Origin of the sequence: Aeromonas sp. Marseille-Q5825, from assembly GCF_946892685.1 — a bacterium.
Classification (GTDB): domain Bacteria; phylum Pseudomonadota; class Gammaproteobacteria; order Enterobacterales; family Aeromonadaceae; genus Aeromonas; species Aeromonas rivipollensis.
The window spans coordinates 991,638-1,005,874 of record NZ_CAMPOU010000001.1 but is presented as its reverse complement, the minus strand read 5'-3'; the positions used below and the strand labels follow the sequence as shown (position 1 = coordinate 1,005,874).

At 64.6% G+C, this 14,237-nt stretch carries 12 protein-coding genes; 9 read left to right on the top strand and 3 right to left on the bottom strand.

What is annotated here, in order from left to right; all coding sequences use genetic code 11:
* Window positions 1-26: 26 nt before the first annotated feature.
* Entirely contained in the window at window positions 27-1,010 is a 984-nt protein-coding gene (locus OC537_RS04675; protein ID WP_025326716.1) for an arabinose ABC transporter substrate-binding protein, read from the bottom strand.
* Window positions 1,011-1,371: 361 nt separating this feature from the next.
* On the opposite strand from OC537_RS04675, the gene OC537_RS04670 reads away from it, so the two are divergent.
* Genes OC537_RS04670 through araA form a run of 3 tightly spaced genes read left to right on the top strand, consistent with a single transcriptional unit; the run spans window position 1,372 to window position 5,273 of the window.
* Window positions 1,372-3,063 (top strand): ribulokinase, encoded by a 1,692-nt coding sequence (locus OC537_RS04670; RefSeq protein ID WP_262109856.1) that lies wholly within the window; start codon window positions 1,372-1,374, stop codon window positions 3,061-3,063.
* On the top strand, window positions 3,060-3,758 hold the full coding sequence (locus tag OC537_RS04665) for an L-ribulose-5-phosphate 4-epimerase (RefSeq protein ID WP_262109852.1): 699 nt from the start codon (window positions 3,060-3,062) through the stop codon (window positions 3,756-3,758). The genes OC537_RS04670 and OC537_RS04665 overlap by 4 nt, the downstream gene beginning before the upstream one ends.
* A gap of 15 nt (window positions 3,759-3,773) precedes the next feature.
* Complete coding sequence (gene araA / locus OC537_RS04660; RefSeq protein ID WP_262109851.1) at window positions 3,774-5,273, top strand: L-arabinose isomerase; 1,500 nt, start codon at window positions 3,774-3,776, stop codon at window positions 5,271-5,273.
* A gap of 111 nt (window positions 5,274-5,384) precedes the next feature.
* Here the strand turns inward: araA and OC537_RS04655 are convergent, their stop codons facing one another.
* On the bottom strand, window positions 5,385-6,275 hold the full coding sequence (locus OC537_RS04655) for a LysR family transcriptional regulator (RefSeq protein WP_262109849.1): 891 nt from the start codon (window positions 6,273-6,275) through the stop codon (window positions 5,385-5,387).
* A gap of 113 nt (window positions 6,276-6,388) precedes the next feature.
* Here OC537_RS04655 and OC537_RS04650 point away from each other — a divergent pair, with 113 nt between their 5' ends.
* The 6 genes from OC537_RS04650 (at window position 6,389) to OC537_RS04625 (ending at window position 12,432) form a co-directional block, all read left to right on the top strand.
* Window positions 6,389-7,540 (top strand): methionine aminotransferase, encoded by a 1,152-nt coding sequence (locus tag OC537_RS04650; protein WP_262109846.1) that lies wholly within the window; start codon window positions 6,389-6,391, stop codon window positions 7,538-7,540.
* Between the two features lie 8 nt (window positions 7,541-7,548).
* On the top strand, window positions 7,549-8,364 hold the full coding sequence (locus OC537_RS04645; protein WP_262109844.1) for a carbon-nitrogen hydrolase family protein: 816 nt from the start codon (window positions 7,549-7,551) through the stop codon (window positions 8,362-8,364).
* A 53-nt stretch (window positions 8,365-8,417) separates the two neighbouring features.
* Window positions 8,418-9,188, top strand: coding sequence for an ABC transporter substrate-binding protein (locus tag OC537_RS04640; RefSeq protein WP_262109842.1), 771 nt, complete (start codon window positions 8,418-8,420; stop codon window positions 9,186-9,188).
* 261 nt (window positions 9,189-9,449) lie between these two features.
* Complete coding sequence (locus OC537_RS04635) at window positions 9,450-10,163, top strand: metallophosphoesterase (RefSeq protein WP_262109841.1); 714 nt, start codon at window positions 9,450-9,452, stop codon at window positions 10,161-10,163.
* A gap of 187 nt (window positions 10,164-10,350) precedes the next feature.
* Complete coding sequence (gene sbcB, locus OC537_RS04630) at window positions 10,351-11,778, top strand: exodeoxyribonuclease I (RefSeq protein WP_262109839.1); 1,428 nt, start codon at window positions 10,351-10,353, stop codon at window positions 11,776-11,778.
* 147 nt (window positions 11,779-11,925) lie between these two features.
* Complete coding sequence (locus OC537_RS04625; protein WP_106887035.1) at window positions 11,926-12,432, top strand: hypothetical protein; 507 nt, start codon at window positions 11,926-11,928, stop codon at window positions 12,430-12,432.
* Window positions 12,433-12,490: 58 nt separating this feature from the next.
* On the opposite strand, the gene OC537_RS04620 is transcribed toward OC537_RS04625, so the two are convergent.
* Window positions 12,491-14,206 (bottom strand): glycoside hydrolase family 36 protein, encoded by a 1,716-nt coding sequence (locus OC537_RS04620; protein WP_262109836.1) that lies wholly within the window; start codon window positions 14,204-14,206, stop codon window positions 12,491-12,493.
* Window positions 14,207-14,237 lie beyond the last annotated feature (31 nt).

The window sequence follows — 14,237 nt, the reverse complement described above, 5'->3', positions numbered from 1 at the left end:
CCGGCATGGGTATCAGGGGTTGGCGATCACAGACCTTTCTTCTGCAGCTCGACCTTGAAGTTGTCGCGGGTGATGAGCACCACATCGGTCACTTCGGTGAACTTGGCAGGCTCGGTGCCATTGACGACCCAGTCATGGAGCATCTGGATGCTCTTGTAGCCGTGCACGTCCGGGCTTGGCAGCAGGGAGCCAAGGAAGCCGGTGGCGCTGGACTTGGAGAGCTCGTTCACCGCATCCACCCCGTTGATGCCGATGCCGATGACGTTTTCGGCCTTGAAGCCCTGCCCTTCGGTGGCACGCACGCCGCCGAGCACCGTATTGTCATTCATGCCGACGATGAGCCAGTTTTTGACCTCGGGGTGCTGCACCAGCATGGAGTTGGCGGCATCCAGCGCCCCCGGAATGTCGTTGGCCTTGGTGGGAGAGCGGTAGATCTGGCCTTCGGGGAAACCGGCAGCCTTGAGCGCGCTCAAGGAGCCTTCGACCCGGCGACGGGCGGTATCCAGCTCATCGGCGGTGATGGCCAGCACCCCGGTGGCCTTCAGGTCCCACTGGCGTTTTTGCATCTCCTTGTAGAGCTCCTGACCCTGGCGTTCACCAATCTTGGTGGCGGCCATCATCACCAGGGGCACCTGTTCCATGGGCAGCCCCTTGGCGTTGACGAACTGGTCATCCACAGTGATGACCTTCAGATCCATGCTGTTGGCCTTGGCCATGATGGCGGCCCCGAGCTTGGGGTCTGGGGTGCAGATGACGAAACCCTTGGCGCCATTGGCCGCCAGGCTGTCGATGGCATTGAGGGTCTTCTCCCCATCGGGCACGGCTATCTTGATCACCTCGAAACCGAGATCCTTGCCCGCCTTGTCGGCGAAGTTCCATTCGGTCTGGAACCAGGGCTCTTCCGGCTGCTTGACCAGGTAGCCCAGCTTCAGCGCCTCGGCCGAGAAAGCAGAATTTGCCATACCGAGGGCAAACCCCATCGCGATCATGCCTTTAACGATTTTGTTCATGCGAGTGTCTCCAGATGTTCCATCAATCCATGTATCCATGAAACGCAGCCATTGGGTCCATTCCTCTGACTGCCACATAAAAACATGTCCAAACATGACGTTATTGTTGTTGCTAGATGAGCGAACCAAGTTGTAATCGTTTTCACATGGAAAAATGGAGAGCAGGATCACGCCATGAGATTGCAGCCATTTTGTCTATATATTTAGCAAAATCGTTACATACGGAATCCTCGACCAGGGTCACTCTCTTGCGCCTGTAGCGTTTAAATCCATATTTCCAGCAGCCAATGGCTAACCGTCCGTCCGGTGCATCTCCTATGGTTCCTCCCCAGTCACCCCTCATTGATGGTCAGGAGCACTTATGTCTGAGCACCCCAGGTCCGAGCAGATCACCATCGGACTCGATTTCGGCAGCGACTCGGTCAGGGCACTCGCCGTGCGCTGCCAGGACGGCGCCGAGCTGGCGACCCATGTCGTCTATTACCCACGCTGGCAGGCCGGCCACTACTGCCAGCCGGTCCATAACCAGTTCCGCCACCACCCCCTCGACTACATCGAATCCATGGAGCAGGCGGTGGTGGCTGTGGTGAGTCAGCTCACCCCGGCCCAGCGAACCGCGGTGCGCGGCATAGGGGTGGACAGCACCGGCTCCACCCCGGCCCCCATCGATGAGGAAGGGCGGGTGCTGGCCCTGCGCCCGGAATTTGCCGACAACCCCAACGCCATGTTCGTGCTGTGGAAGGATCACACCGCCATCGAGGAGGCCGAGGCCATCACGGCCCTGTGTCACGGCGGCCAGTTCCCCGACTACAGCCGCTACATAGGCGGCATCTACTCCTCGGAGTGGTTCTGGGCCAAGATACTGCACGTCTCCCGTGCCGATCCGGCGGTGCGCGCCGCCGCCTGCAACTGGGTCGAACTGTGCGACTGGGTGCCCGCCATACTGAGCGGCACCCAGGCCCCGGCGACCCTCAAGCGCGGGCGCTGCGCCGCCGGTCACAAGTCCCTCTGGCACCCGAGTTGGGGTGGTCTGCCTGCCGCCGACTTTCTCAACGCCCTGGATCCGCTGTTGACGGAGGATCTCGACTTCCCCCTCTTTACCGACAGCTGGACCGCCGATCTGCCGGTCGGCACCCTGACCCCGGAGTGGGCCGAGCGGCTGCACCTCTCCTGCGAGGTGGTGATAGCCGGCGGCGCCTTTGACTGCCACATGGGGGCTGTGGGGGCCGGGGCCGGCAACAATGCGCTGGTCAAGGTGATAGGCACCTCCACCTGCGACATCCTGATCGCCGACGAGGCCACCATAGGCGAGCGCGCCATTGCCGGGATCTGCGGTCAGGTGGACGGCAGCGTGGTGCCGGGGATGGTGGGGCTGGAGGCGGGACAATCGGCGTTCGGCGACATCTATGCCTGGTATCAGCGCCAGCTCGGCTGGCCGCTGGAGAGCCTCGCGGCCCAATACCCCGAGCTTCGTACCGCAATCGAGGCCCACAAGCGGGAGCTGTTGCCCAGCCTCGCCGCCGCCTGGGAGCAGCAGCGGGATCTGGCCCACCTGCCGGTGGTGCTCGACTGGTTCAACGGCCGCCGCACCCCCTATGCCAACCAGCGTCTGCAGGGCACCCTCACCGGCATCAACCTCGGCACGGATGCGCCAGACCTGTTCGGCGCCCTGGTGGCGTCCACCGCCTTCGGGGCCCGCAGCATCATGGAGTGCATGACCAGTCAGCAGGTGCCGGTGGAGCAAGTGATTGCGCTGGGCGGCATAGCCCGCAAATCAACGACTGTGATGCAGACCTGCGCCGATGTGATGAACAGGCCCATCCAGGTGGTGGCCTCGGATCAGTGCTGCGCCCTGGGGGCGGCCATCTTTGCCGCCGTGGCGGCCGGTCTCTACGCCGATGTGGCGGATGCCCAGCGCCATATGGCAAGCGCCGTGGAGCGCACCCACCAGCCGGATCCGGTGCGGGTCGCCGAATATGAACGGCTCTACCAGCGCTACCTCGCCTGGGGTGCCGCCGCCGAACCCCTCTACAACAGGGGGGCACTGGCATGAGCCTCAACACCCTCAAGGAGCAGGTACTCGCCGCCAACCTGGATCTGCCGCGCCACGGTCTGGTGACCTTCACCTGGGGCAACGTGAGCGGCATAGACCGGGAACAGGGTCTGGTGGCGATAAAGCCGAGCGGCGTCAGCTACGAGCGGATGCGGGCCGAGGACATGGTGGTGCTGGATCTCGCGGGCAAGCAGCTGGAAGGATCCTTGCGTCCCTCCTCCGACACCGCCACCCATCTGGTGCTCTATCGCACCTATCCCGAACTGGGCGGCGTGGTGCACACCCACTCCACCCACGCCACCGCCTGGGCCCAGGCCGGACGCCCCATTCCCATTTTCGGCACCACCCAGGCCGACTACTTCAACGGCGAGATCCCCTGCTCCCGCCTGCTCACCCCGGGGGAAGTGGAGGAGGACTACGAGGGGCTGACAGGTCATCTCATCGTCGAGACCCTCAAACAGACCCCCATCCTCACCATGCCGGGGGTGCTGGTGGCCAACCACGGCCCCTTCAGCTGGGGCAAGGACCCCGAGGATGCGGTGCACAACGCCGTGGTGCTGGAAGAGGTGGCGCGCATGGCCTGGCTCACCGGCCAGATCAACCCCGCGGCCCGCCCCCTGCCCCATTACCTGCTGGAGAAGCACTACCAGCGCAAACATGGCAAACACGCCTATTACGGCCAGACAAAAGCGTAAAAAGAGGACACCAAGATGGAATTGATGAAACAGCTGGAAGTGTGGTTCCTGGTCGGCAGCCAGCACCTGTATGGCGCCACCACCTTGAAGCAGGTGGCCGATCACGCCCACACCATCACCAACCAGCTCAACGAGGGGGCCGGGCTGCCCCTCAAGATAGTGCTCAAGCCCACAGGCACCACACTCGATGAAATAAGCAGCGTCGCTCGCGATGCCAACCACAGCGAGCAATGCGTTGGGCTCATGGTGTGGATGCACACCTTCTCCCCCGCCAAGATGTGGATCCCGGCCCTGAGTCAGCTGCAAAAGCCTCTGCTGCAATTTCACACCCAGTTCAACCGGGATCTCCCCTGGAGCGAGATCGACATGGACTTCATGAACCTGAACCAGACCGCCCACGGCGGCCGTGAGTTCGGCTTCATGGGGGCCCGGCTGCGGCTGCCCCGCACAGTGGTGGTCGGCCACTGGCAGGATGAGGAGGCCAGACAGAAGATTGGCAACTGGATGCGGGTCGCCGCCGCCATCCACGACAGCCGCCACCTCAAGATCGCCCGCTTTGGCGACAACATGCGCAACGTGGCGGTCACCGAAGGCGACAAGATTGAGGCCCAGATCCAGTTCGGCTATCAGGTGAACTACCACCCGGTCGGGGATCTGGTCAAAGTGATCGACGCCGTGCCCGACAGCGATATCGAGGCGCTGCTGGCCGAATACGAAGCGACCTACACCCTGACCGAGGCGGTGCAGGCGGGCGGGCCGCTTCGTGCGTCCCTCTATGAGGCGGCGCGCCAGGAGCTGGGGATGAAGAAATTCCTCACCGACGGCGGCTTTGGCGCCTTCACCACCACCTTCGAGGATCTTCACGGCCTGCACCAGCTACCGGGGCTCGCCTGCCAGCGCCTGATGCAGCAAGGCTTCGGCTTCGGGGCAGAAGGGGACTGGAAGACAGCGGCTCTGCTGCGCACCCTGAAAGTGATGGGACATGGCTTGGCGGGCGGCGCCTCCTTCATGGAGGACTACACCTACCACCTGGAAGCGGGCAACAACCTGGTGCTGGGGGCCCACATGCTGGAGGTCTGCCCCTCCATTGCCGCCGACAAACCCGTGCTGGACGCCCAGCACCTGGGGATAGGCAAGAAGGCCGATCCGGCCCGCCTGCTGTTCGCGGCCCCGGCCGGCAAGGCGGTCAACGCCAGCCTCATCGACTTGGGCAATCGCTTCCGCCTGGTGGTCAATCAGCTGGAGGTGGTGGACTTGCCAGAGGCCATGCCCAAACTCCCGGTGGCCAGCGCCCTGTGGAAACCCATGCCCGACCTTCAAACCAGCGCCGAGGCCTGGATCCTGGCGGGGGCCGCCCACCACTCGGTGTTCACCCAGGCGGTGGACATAGAGCAGCTGCGCACCTTCGCCGACATCATGGGCATAGAGTTCGTGGTGATCGACGAGCACACCCGGATCCCCGCGCTCAAGGAGACCCTGCGCTGGAACGAGGTCTACTACAAGATCTGCCACTGACCCCTTACTCGGCCAGCGGCCCCCACAATGACAACAGCCCCGCCAGCGGGGCTGTTGTTTTTTTGATGAGGCAGACAGATGTCACTTCGTCAGGGGAGGCACTGACGGCGATCAGGGCTGGTCGCGGCTCTCCAGCAGCCATTGACAGGTGCGGGCCACCCCCTGGCGCTGGCTGTCGGGGCGGGCGAGCAGGGCGTACTCGTGATCCGTCTCCAGCACGGGGGCAAAGGGGGCCACCAGGGCACCGCTCTCCAGCTCCTCGGCCACGATTGTGGGATCCCCGAGGGAGAGGCCGAATCCCTGCAAGGCGGCGTTCATCGCCAGGTCCAGGGTATCGAACAGCTGGCCGCCCTGGGGCTGCCAGGGGGTGGCGAGGAAGGCGGCGAACCAGTTGCGCCAGTCCCGCCGATCCGCGCTGGCATGGAGCAGGGGCAGCCGGGGCAGCTCTTCTATGGTGCGCTCGAACAGGCGGTGCTTGGCGGCAAAGGCGGGGGCGCAGACCGGGGTCAGCCGCTCCTGGAACAGCGGCTGGCTATGAGGGTACCTGGCCTGACAGGATTGATAGACGATGGCGAGATCGAAGGACTCCCGGGAGAAGTCGATGCCGTGGCTGTGGCTGCCGCGCACTTCGACTGCCTCCCCCTCGAACGCCTGCAACCGTCGCAGCAGCCAGCGGCTGGCGCAGGAGGGCACCTTGATGCTGATGGCCTGCTCGTGGGGCAGGGTCTGCAGGGCGCTGAGCCCCTCCCCCATGCGGGCCAGCCCTTCGCGAACGAAGGGCAGCAGGCGCTCGGCGGCCGGGGTCAGGGCCAGGCAGCGGGTGCCGCGCACGAACAGCAGGTGGCCGAGGCGAGCCTCCAGCTGGGCGATCTGCTTGCTCACCGCCCCCTGACTCACGCACAGCTCGTCGGCGGCCAGGGTGAAACTCAGATGGCGGGCAGAACACTCGAAAACCTGCAAGCCATACAGGGGCAACTGGCTGCGGGGTTGGCTGGACAACATACAAGCCTCCATGCTTGAGAAAAACTCATGCATAACATGCCGAATAATCCGTTGTCCGGCAAGGAAGCGAGGGCTAAAAAGGGACATCTTTCACACACATCGGTGACGGCGCCATGTCTTCCCCCCGCATTGTCAGCAAACTGCCCCAGGTGGGCACCACCATCTTCAGCGTGATCGGGGATCTGGCTGCCCGCCATCCCAGCATCAACCTCTCCCAGGGGGCCCCGAGTTTCCCCTGCGATCCCGAGCTCATCCGGGTGACCCACGAGGCCATGCTGGCCGGGGAGAACCAGTATGCCCCCATGACCGGGCTGCCCGCCCTGCGCGAGCAACTGGCGGCCAAGATAGGGACCAGCTATGGCCACCACTATGACGCGGGCGAGGAGATAACCATCACCGCCAGCGCCAGCGAGGCCCTGTTCTGCGCCATCACAGCCCTGGTGCACCCCGGGGACGAGGTGATCATGTTCGAGCCGGCGTTCGACAGCTACCGCCCCATGATCCAGCTGCAGGGGGCCACCCCTGTGGTGATCGCCCTCAAGGCTCCGGACTTTGCCATCCCCTGGGATGAGGTGGCGGCCCGCATCACCCCGCGCACCCGCATGATAGTGCTCAACACCCCCCACAACCCCACCGGTACCGTCTGGCAGGCGGGGGATCAGGAGCACCTCGCCCGCCTGGTGCGCGGCACCGACATCCTGATCCTCTCGGACGAGGTGTACGAGCACGTGGTGTTCGACGGCGCCCTGCACCAGAGCGTGATCCGTTACCCCGAGCTGGTGGAGCGCTCCGTCGCCGTCTTCTCCTTCGGCAAGACCTTCCACGTCACCGGCTGGCGGGTGGGTTACTGCGTGGCGCCCCGCCCCCTGATGGAGGAGATCCGCAAGGTGCACCAGTTCGCCATGTTCGCCGCCGACACCCCCATGCAGTACGGCTTCGCCCACCTGTTGCAGCAACCGGCTCACTACCAGGGGCTGGCGGACTTCTACCAGCACAAGCGGGACCTGCTGGTCTCGGCCCTGGGGGATTCGCGCTTTACCCTGCTCCCCTCCGCTGGCAGCTTCTTCATGCTGGCGAGCTATGAACGGATCAGCGACGAGCCGGACAGCCTCTTCGTGCAGCGCCTCATCCGCGACCACGGGGTCGCCACCATACCCGTCTCCGCCTTCTATCACGACGGCACGGATCAGCGGGTCATCCGCCTCTCCTTCTCCAAGGATGACGACACCCTGCTGGCGGGCGCCGAGCGCCTGTGCGGCGTCTAGGAGGCACCATGGATTCTGTGCGCGTTGCCGTCCTGCAGATGGTTTCAGGGGATGACCTCGCCAGCAACCTGGTCCAGGCCGAGGCGCTGCTGCGTCAGGCCGCAGCCGAGGGGGCCGAGCTGGCCCTGCTGCCCGAATACTTCTACCTGATGCCTGCCGACGAGCGGGCGCGGGTGGCCCTGGCCGCCCCCGTGAGCGAGCACCCTCTGCTGGCATGGGCGCAAGGGCTGGCCCGGGAGCTCGGGATCTGGCTACTGGCGGGTACCCTGCCCCTTGAAAGCGACGAGCCCGGCAAGATGCACAACAGCAGCCTGCTGATCGACCCGCAAGGGCAGCTCGCGAGCCGCTATGACAAGCTGCACCTGTTTGGCTTTTGCACCGGGCAGGAGCAGTATGACGAGGCCGCGACCATGAGCCCGGGCCGGGAGGTGGTGAGCCATCCCCTGCCCTGGGGCGTGCTGCGCTTCGGGATCTGCTACGACCTGCGCTTCCCCGAGCTGTTTCGCCTGGGGCCCGCCCCCGATTTCATCGCCCTGCCAGCGGCCTTCACCCACACCACAGGGCTGGCGCACTGGGAGCTGCTGCTGCGGGCCAGAGCGGTGGAAAACCTCGCCTTCGTGCTGGCCTCGGCCCAGGGGGGAGAGCACCCCGGCGGGCGCCGCACCTTCGGCCACAGCATGATCATCGATCCCTGGGGCCGGGTGCTGGCCCAGGTAGAGGAGGGTCAGGGACTGGCCATCGCCACTCTGGATCTGGCGGCCCAGCACAAGGTGCGCAGCCAGCTGCCGGCCCTCACTCATCGCAAGATAGCCGTCGGCCCTTGAGGCCGGCACCATTTAGAACCATAGGAATGACACCACACTTCAAGGGACTGACCATGAAACTCAACACACTGATGATGATGCTGGCCCTGGCCACCGCCGGCCAGGCGGCCGCCAAACCCCTGGTGATCGCCACCGACGCCACCTACCCCCCCTTCGAAATGGTCGACAGCAGCGGCAAGCTCGGCGGCTTCGAAGTGGATCTGGCCTATGCCCTGTGCGCAGCCATGAAGACGGAGTGCGAGGTGATCAACCAGCCCTGGGATGCCCTGCTCCCCGGCCTGCAGGTGCGCAAGTACGACGCCATCATGTCCTCCATGAACATCACGGACGAGCGGCGCCAGAAGGTCGCCTTCAGCCAGGTCTACTACATGATGCAGAACCGCTTCGTGGGGCGCAGCGACAAGGCGGCCGACTTTGCCGACACCCCTGAGCACTTCAAGGGCAAGGTGATAGCGGTGCAGGAGGGCACACCTCAGGACAACTTCATCACCGCCCGCTACGGTGACGTGGCCAAGATCAAGCGCTACGTCAACGCCCAGTCCCCCATGCTGGATCTGCAGTCCAGCCGCGCCGACTACACCTTCGGCAACATGGTGCAGTTGAAGGTCGGCTTCCTCGACAAGGAGATGGGCAAGCAGTTCGCCTTCGTCGGTCCCCAGTACAACGGCACCCAGGACAAGATCCTGGGAGAAGGGGTAGCGGTGGCCCTGCGCAAAAACGATGACAAGCTCAAGAGCCAGTTCGATGCCGCCATCGAGAGCGTCAAGGCCGATGGCACCTTCGACACCTTGCTCAAGAAGTACCAGCTCGAAGACCTGCTCTGATCCCGACGACGGGCATCCGTCAGGCCATACCTTGCATGCCAGTCGACACCGACTGGCATCTTTTTACCCGGGCTCTGCCGGCAACGGGGCAAACTGCCCTCCTTTATGCAGGCGCCTGTCACCTCGACACGAAAGCCCCCCCATCTGCCTCTACTATGGCGAGGCAGAGCATGCCATGCTGCACTTGTCCACGAGCCCCGGCTCCCCCATAGGTCATCCGGCGGCGCCGCGAGCCGGTCACACCAGACAAGGAGGCAAGCCATGAACCCGACCCCGCTGATCAGACGCTTCTCCCGCAATCCTCTGGGGCGGGATCTCGCCGTCGGCGATATCCACGGCTACTTTTCGCAGCTGGAACAGACCCTGAACCAGGCGAGATTCGACCCCGCTCGGGATCGCCTCTTCTCCGTCGGCGATCTGACGGATCGCGGCCCCGACTGCACAGCTGTGCTCGAGTGGCTGGCCAAGCCCTGGTTTCACCCTATCTGCGGCAATCATGACGACTACGTCTGCCGCTACGAGAGCTGCGATCGGGAGAACTGGATCCAGAACGGCGGCAGCTGGTTTCAGCAACTGACCCCGGGCGAGCAGGCGGCCTTCGCCGCCCACTACCGCACCCTGCCTATCGCCATCGAAGTGGCCACTCCGGCCGGCCCGGTCGGGCTGCTCCATGCCGATTGCCCCTTCTCCTCCTGGCAGGGGCTGCTGGACCAACTGGATGCGGGGGTGAGCGGCGGGAAACTTAGGGCCATCAAGAACGTCTGCCTCTGGTCAAGGCGCCGCATCGAGCGGCTGGACGAGAGCGGCGTCGAGGATCTCGTCGCCCTGGTGGTGGGCCACACCCCGGTAGGCCGCCCGGCCCGCCTTGGCAATGTCTACTACATAGACACCGGCGGCTGGTATCCCGACGAAGGCGGCTACTTCACCCTGCTCGACCTCCATACCCTGATGCCGCTGCCGGGTACAACCCGATAAGCCCCATCCAGCCGCAATCATGCACCGCCCCCTGAGCCAACGCCCATGAGCGTTCAATAAACCGGCAGCCAGGGCGCCCGGGCTTCGCTCTGCCTGCGCTATGGTTTACCATGCTGGCAACTGCGGTGCATGGCACTGCCCACCCAGGCGCCATGGCGCCGCCATCGGACACCTCACCTCGAGCAACATGAGCAAAACAGCACAGCCCGGCAGCGAGCCCACCTTCTACTTCCACGACTACGAGACCTTCGGCATCAGCCCCGCCAGGGACAGGCCGTCGCAGTTTGCGGGCATTCGCACCGACGCCGATTTCAACATCATCGGCGAGCCGCTGGTGATTTATTGCAAGCCGCCGGCGGACTACCTGCCGGAGCCGGAAGCCTGCCTCATCACCGGTATCACGCCGCAGAAGGCGATGAAGGACGGGCTCTGCGAGGCGGACTTCATTCGCCAAATTCACGAGCAATTCGCCACCCCGAACACCTGCGTGCTGGGCTACAACAGCATCCGCTTCGATGATGAAGTGACCCGCTACACCCTCTATCGCAACTTCTATGACCCTTATGCCTACGCCTGGCAGAACGGCAACTCCCGCTGGGATATCCTCGACATGCTGCGGGCCTGCTATGCCCTGCGCCCCGAGGGGATAGAGTGGGCCCTCGACGACGAGGGCAAGCCGAGCTTCAAGCTGGAGAGGCTGACGGTGGCCAACGGCGTGGCCCACGCCAACGCCCACGATGCGCTCTCGGACGTGCTGGCCACCATAGAGATGGCCAAGCTGGTGAAAAAAGCCCAGCCCAAGCTGTTTGACTACCTGTTTGCCCTGCGCAACAAGAACAAGGTGAAGGCGCTCATCGACGTGGTGACCATGAAGCCCCTGGTCCATGTCTCCGGCATGTTCTCCCCCTGGCAGGGGTGCGCAAGCTGGGTATCGCCGCTCGCCTGGCATCCGACCAACCAGAATGCGGTGATCATGGTGGATCTGACCCGTGACCCGACCCCGCTCATCGAGCTCACGAGCGAGGAGATCCGCGAGCGCCTCTACACCAGGAAGGATGATCTCGGGGATCTGGCGGCCATTCCGGTGAAGCTGGTGCACATCAACAAGTGCCCTGTGCTGGCGCCGGCCGCCACCCTGACCCCGGAGCGGGCCGACCAGCTTGGCATAGACAGGGAACAGTGCCGCAAGAGCCTGGATCTGCTGCGAGCCCATCCCGAGGTGCGGGAGAAACTGGTGGAGGTGTTCAATCAGGAGTTTGCTGGCAGCAATGACAGCGATCCCGATACCCAGCTCTACGCCGGTTTCTTCGGTCACGGCGACAAGTCCACCATGGATCTGGTGCGCGCCACCCCGGCGGATCTGCTGGGGGAGCGGGAGTTTGCCTTCAGCGACTCGCGGCTGCCGGAGATGCTGTTCCGCTACCGCGCCCGCAACTGGCCTCACACCTTGAGCGAAGCGGAGCAGAAGCGCTGGCGCCTGCATTGCAGCGACTACTTCAGCCGCCGTCTGCCGGACTATGTGCCCCGTCTCGAGGCGCTGGCGGAGCAGAATCAGAGTAACGAACGGAACTTTGCGATCCTAAAGAGTCTCTATCACTATCTGGAAGATCTATGAGATGTGAGGCATTTCACACTTAAAACCCTGTCGGCTCCCCGCGCCCGCGACATAATGAGCAGGGGGAGCCAAGCTCCTGATAGTTTGATGATTACATGCGCTGCCGGCATGGATGCCGCGCCTCGACTGTTGGGGATCTTTCCTTATATGCGTTCAGCACTGCCTGCTCTCACCCTTGTCGCTTGTGCCTTGCTGCCCCAGGCCACCCTGGCCGGGGTACGTTTCGAGGTGCCGGACTACCTGCTGCGTCTGCCGGAGCAGACCTATCAGCTGATCGAGCGCAACTTCAGCACCCTCTATCAGCAGACCGACTTCACCCCCCAGATCACCAACAGCTATTTCAACCACTCGGACCTCTATCGCTTCGCCGGCATTCCCCTGGCCATCACGCCCCAGAACGGCTTCCAGATGGAGATCTTCGGTCAGCTCTACAACAAGTCGTCCCAGATCTATGCCCAGATGAGCCAGGATCTCTCCCTCTATCGCACCCTGCGGGTCGACATGATGGGGGATCAGAGCGACGAGGTCGCCATCGGCATGGGGCTCGGCATTCCCTTGGGCGCCCGCCTGACCCTCAAGGCGCTCGCCTCCAGCAACGAGATCCCGGGCTATGGCTCCGCCAACTACGCCATCGGGATGGAGTGGCACTTCTAGGGGTCAACCCCACCCGATAATAAGGCTCCCGAGGGAGCCTTTTTGCTGAGTGCGGCACTCAAAGATAACGGATCACCCGCCCCTGGCCCCCCGCCAGTTCCAGCGTCTCTCCCAGGGGGGTGTCGTCCCAGAAATCCCTGCCCCCCGAAGGCAATGCTACCCGGGCAGCTTGCTCGCCCCAGTTGAACAGGCAGAGCAGCTCGCCGCCCCCGGGCAGGGCCACTCGGCCGCGGCCAAACCCCATGTCATCGAAACGGGCCGCCGGGGTGCGCGCCGCGCACAGGGCCAGCAGCTTGCCAAGGTGCGTCCCCTGCACCTCGTCCAGATCCTGCAGCCGGTCGCCGGCCAGCACCATGCCGCCGCTCGCCACCAGGGCGGCCAGGTGGAACTGATACTCGGACTCGCTGGCGTGTTGGCCCGGGATATCCCGCAGGCAGACACAGTCGGGATCCAGCGCCCAGAGCCGATCGCCTTGCCAGGCGCGGCAGAAGGCTTCCCGCGCTATCTGGCGAAAACGGGGGCCCTGGCGCTCCACGTCATCGCTCACCCGCATGCCGTGGACCAGGCCAAGGCTAGGCCAGATGGGGGCGTTGCAGCCGAGCAGGAAGGCGCCCTCCCCGGCCCCGCGCAGCACGGCGGCCATGCCGCGTCTATAGGCCTCGACCCGGGTGGCGGCGGGGTCATGGAAGCGGCCCCCGTGGATGGCACCCCAGAAGTTGGCATCCAGCTTGAAGTAGTGGATGCCCCACTGCTCGCGCAGGGTGCGAAACACCTGTTCGAGGTGGGCCTGCACCTCGGGATGGGTGCCGTCCAGCACATACCAGGGGGTGCAGCGCCAGCCGCCGTAGGTGACCCGCTCCGAGGGCAGCGGCAGGCCATCCTCCCCCTTCACGAACCAGTCAGGGTGCTGCTGGAACACTTGCGAACCGGGCTCGGCGATAAAGGGGGCGACCCAGAGCGCGGGCTCGCAGCCGGCGGCGCGGATCTCCCCTGCCAGGGTTGCCACCCCCTGCTCGAACTTGGGTGAAGGGGTGAGCCAGTCCCCCATCTTCGCCTGATAGCCGTCATCTATCTGCACGTAACGCAGAGCCGGGAAGCGCATCGCCCGCACCGCCAGGTTCTCGCGAATGTCGGCGGCGCTCACGTCCGCATAGTAGTGATACCAGGAGCACCAACCACTCGGGCGCGCGGCCAGGTCCGCCACCAGCGAAGGGTGTTCGGCCTCGATATAGTCCGCCAGCGACCCCAACAGGGTCTCCCTGTCCGGCCCCTCCAGGCAGATCAGCGCCTCGCTCTGCCAGTGCTGGCCGGGTGCGAGGGTGCGCCCTTCGGCGTTCATCACTATCTCCAGGCGGCCGTCCGGATAGAGGCGGAACTCGCCGCCAAAGCGCTGGCAGCTCGCGAACGCCAGCAGCAGCCAGCCCCCCTCGCAGGCCACCAGCAACAGGTTGTGGACTGTGTGATAGCCGTCGTCGTCGGTGATGCGATAGACGCTGGCGTCGGGGCAGCGGCCCACCGGCTCTGGGGCCTGCCAGCTGCCCATGGTCTGGGCCAGCATCTGGAACCCCTCTCCGTAGATGGCCGCGTCGGGGGAGAGGCCAAGCGCCCCCTCAAACAGCCGCCAGTGGCGAACGGCCTCGGGACTGGACCCGGTATTGTCCAGCCTCACCCGGCACAGGGGGCCGTCCCACTGACGGGTTTGCAGCAGTTGGGGAGGCAGGGCGGGATCGGCGGGCAACTGGCGCAATCTGGCCAGGAAAGAGGGGTACGACATGGGAGCTCCTTCTTGTGAATGGGGATGATGC

What these genes read in the sequence shown, in the direction of transcription:
- OC537_RS04675 (WP_025326716.1), bottom strand. Translation starts at nt 1,010, where the DNA reads ATGAACAAAATCGTTAAAGGCATGATCGCGATGGGGTTTGCCCTCGGT.
- OC537_RS04625 (WP_106887035.1), top strand. Translation starts at nt 11,926, where the DNA reads ATGCGTTCAGCACTGCCTGCTCTCACCCTTGTCGCTTGTGCCTTGCTG.
- OC537_RS04665 (WP_262109852.1), top strand. Translation starts at nt 3,060, where the DNA reads ATGAGCCTCAACACCCTCAAGGAGCAGGTACTCGCCGCCAACCTGGAT.
- OC537_RS04640 (WP_262109842.1), top strand. Translation starts at nt 8,418, where the DNA reads ATGAAACTCAACACACTGATGATGATGCTGGCCCTGGCCACCGCCGGC.
- OC537_RS04655 (WP_262109849.1), bottom strand. Translation starts at nt 6,275, where the DNA reads ATGTTGTCCAGCCAACCCCGCAGCCAGTTGCCCCTGTATGGCTTGCAG.
- OC537_RS04670 (WP_262109856.1), top strand. Translation starts at nt 1,372, where the DNA reads ATGTCTGAGCACCCCAGGTCCGAGCAGATCACCATCGGACTCGATTTC.
- OC537_RS04635 (WP_262109841.1), top strand. Translation starts at nt 9,450, where the DNA reads ATGAACCCGACCCCGCTGATCAGACGCTTCTCCCGCAATCCTCTGGGG.
- OC537_RS04645 (WP_262109844.1), top strand. Translation starts at nt 7,549, where the DNA reads ATGGATTCTGTGCGCGTTGCCGTCCTGCAGATGGTTTCAGGGGATGAC.
- OC537_RS04650 (WP_262109846.1), top strand. Translation starts at nt 6,389, where the DNA reads ATGTCTTCCCCCCGCATTGTCAGCAAACTGCCCCAGGTGGGCACCACC.
- OC537_RS04620 (WP_262109836.1), bottom strand. Translation starts at nt 14,206, where the DNA reads ATGTCGTACCCCTCTTTCCTGGCCAGATTGCGCCAGTTGCCCGCCGAT.
- araA (WP_262109851.1), top strand. Translation starts at nt 3,774, where the DNA reads ATGGAATTGATGAAACAGCTGGAAGTGTGGTTCCTGGTCGGCAGCCAG.
- sbcB (WP_262109839.1), top strand. Translation starts at nt 10,351, where the DNA reads ATGAGCAAAACAGCACAGCCCGGCAGCGAGCCCACCTTCTACTTCCAC.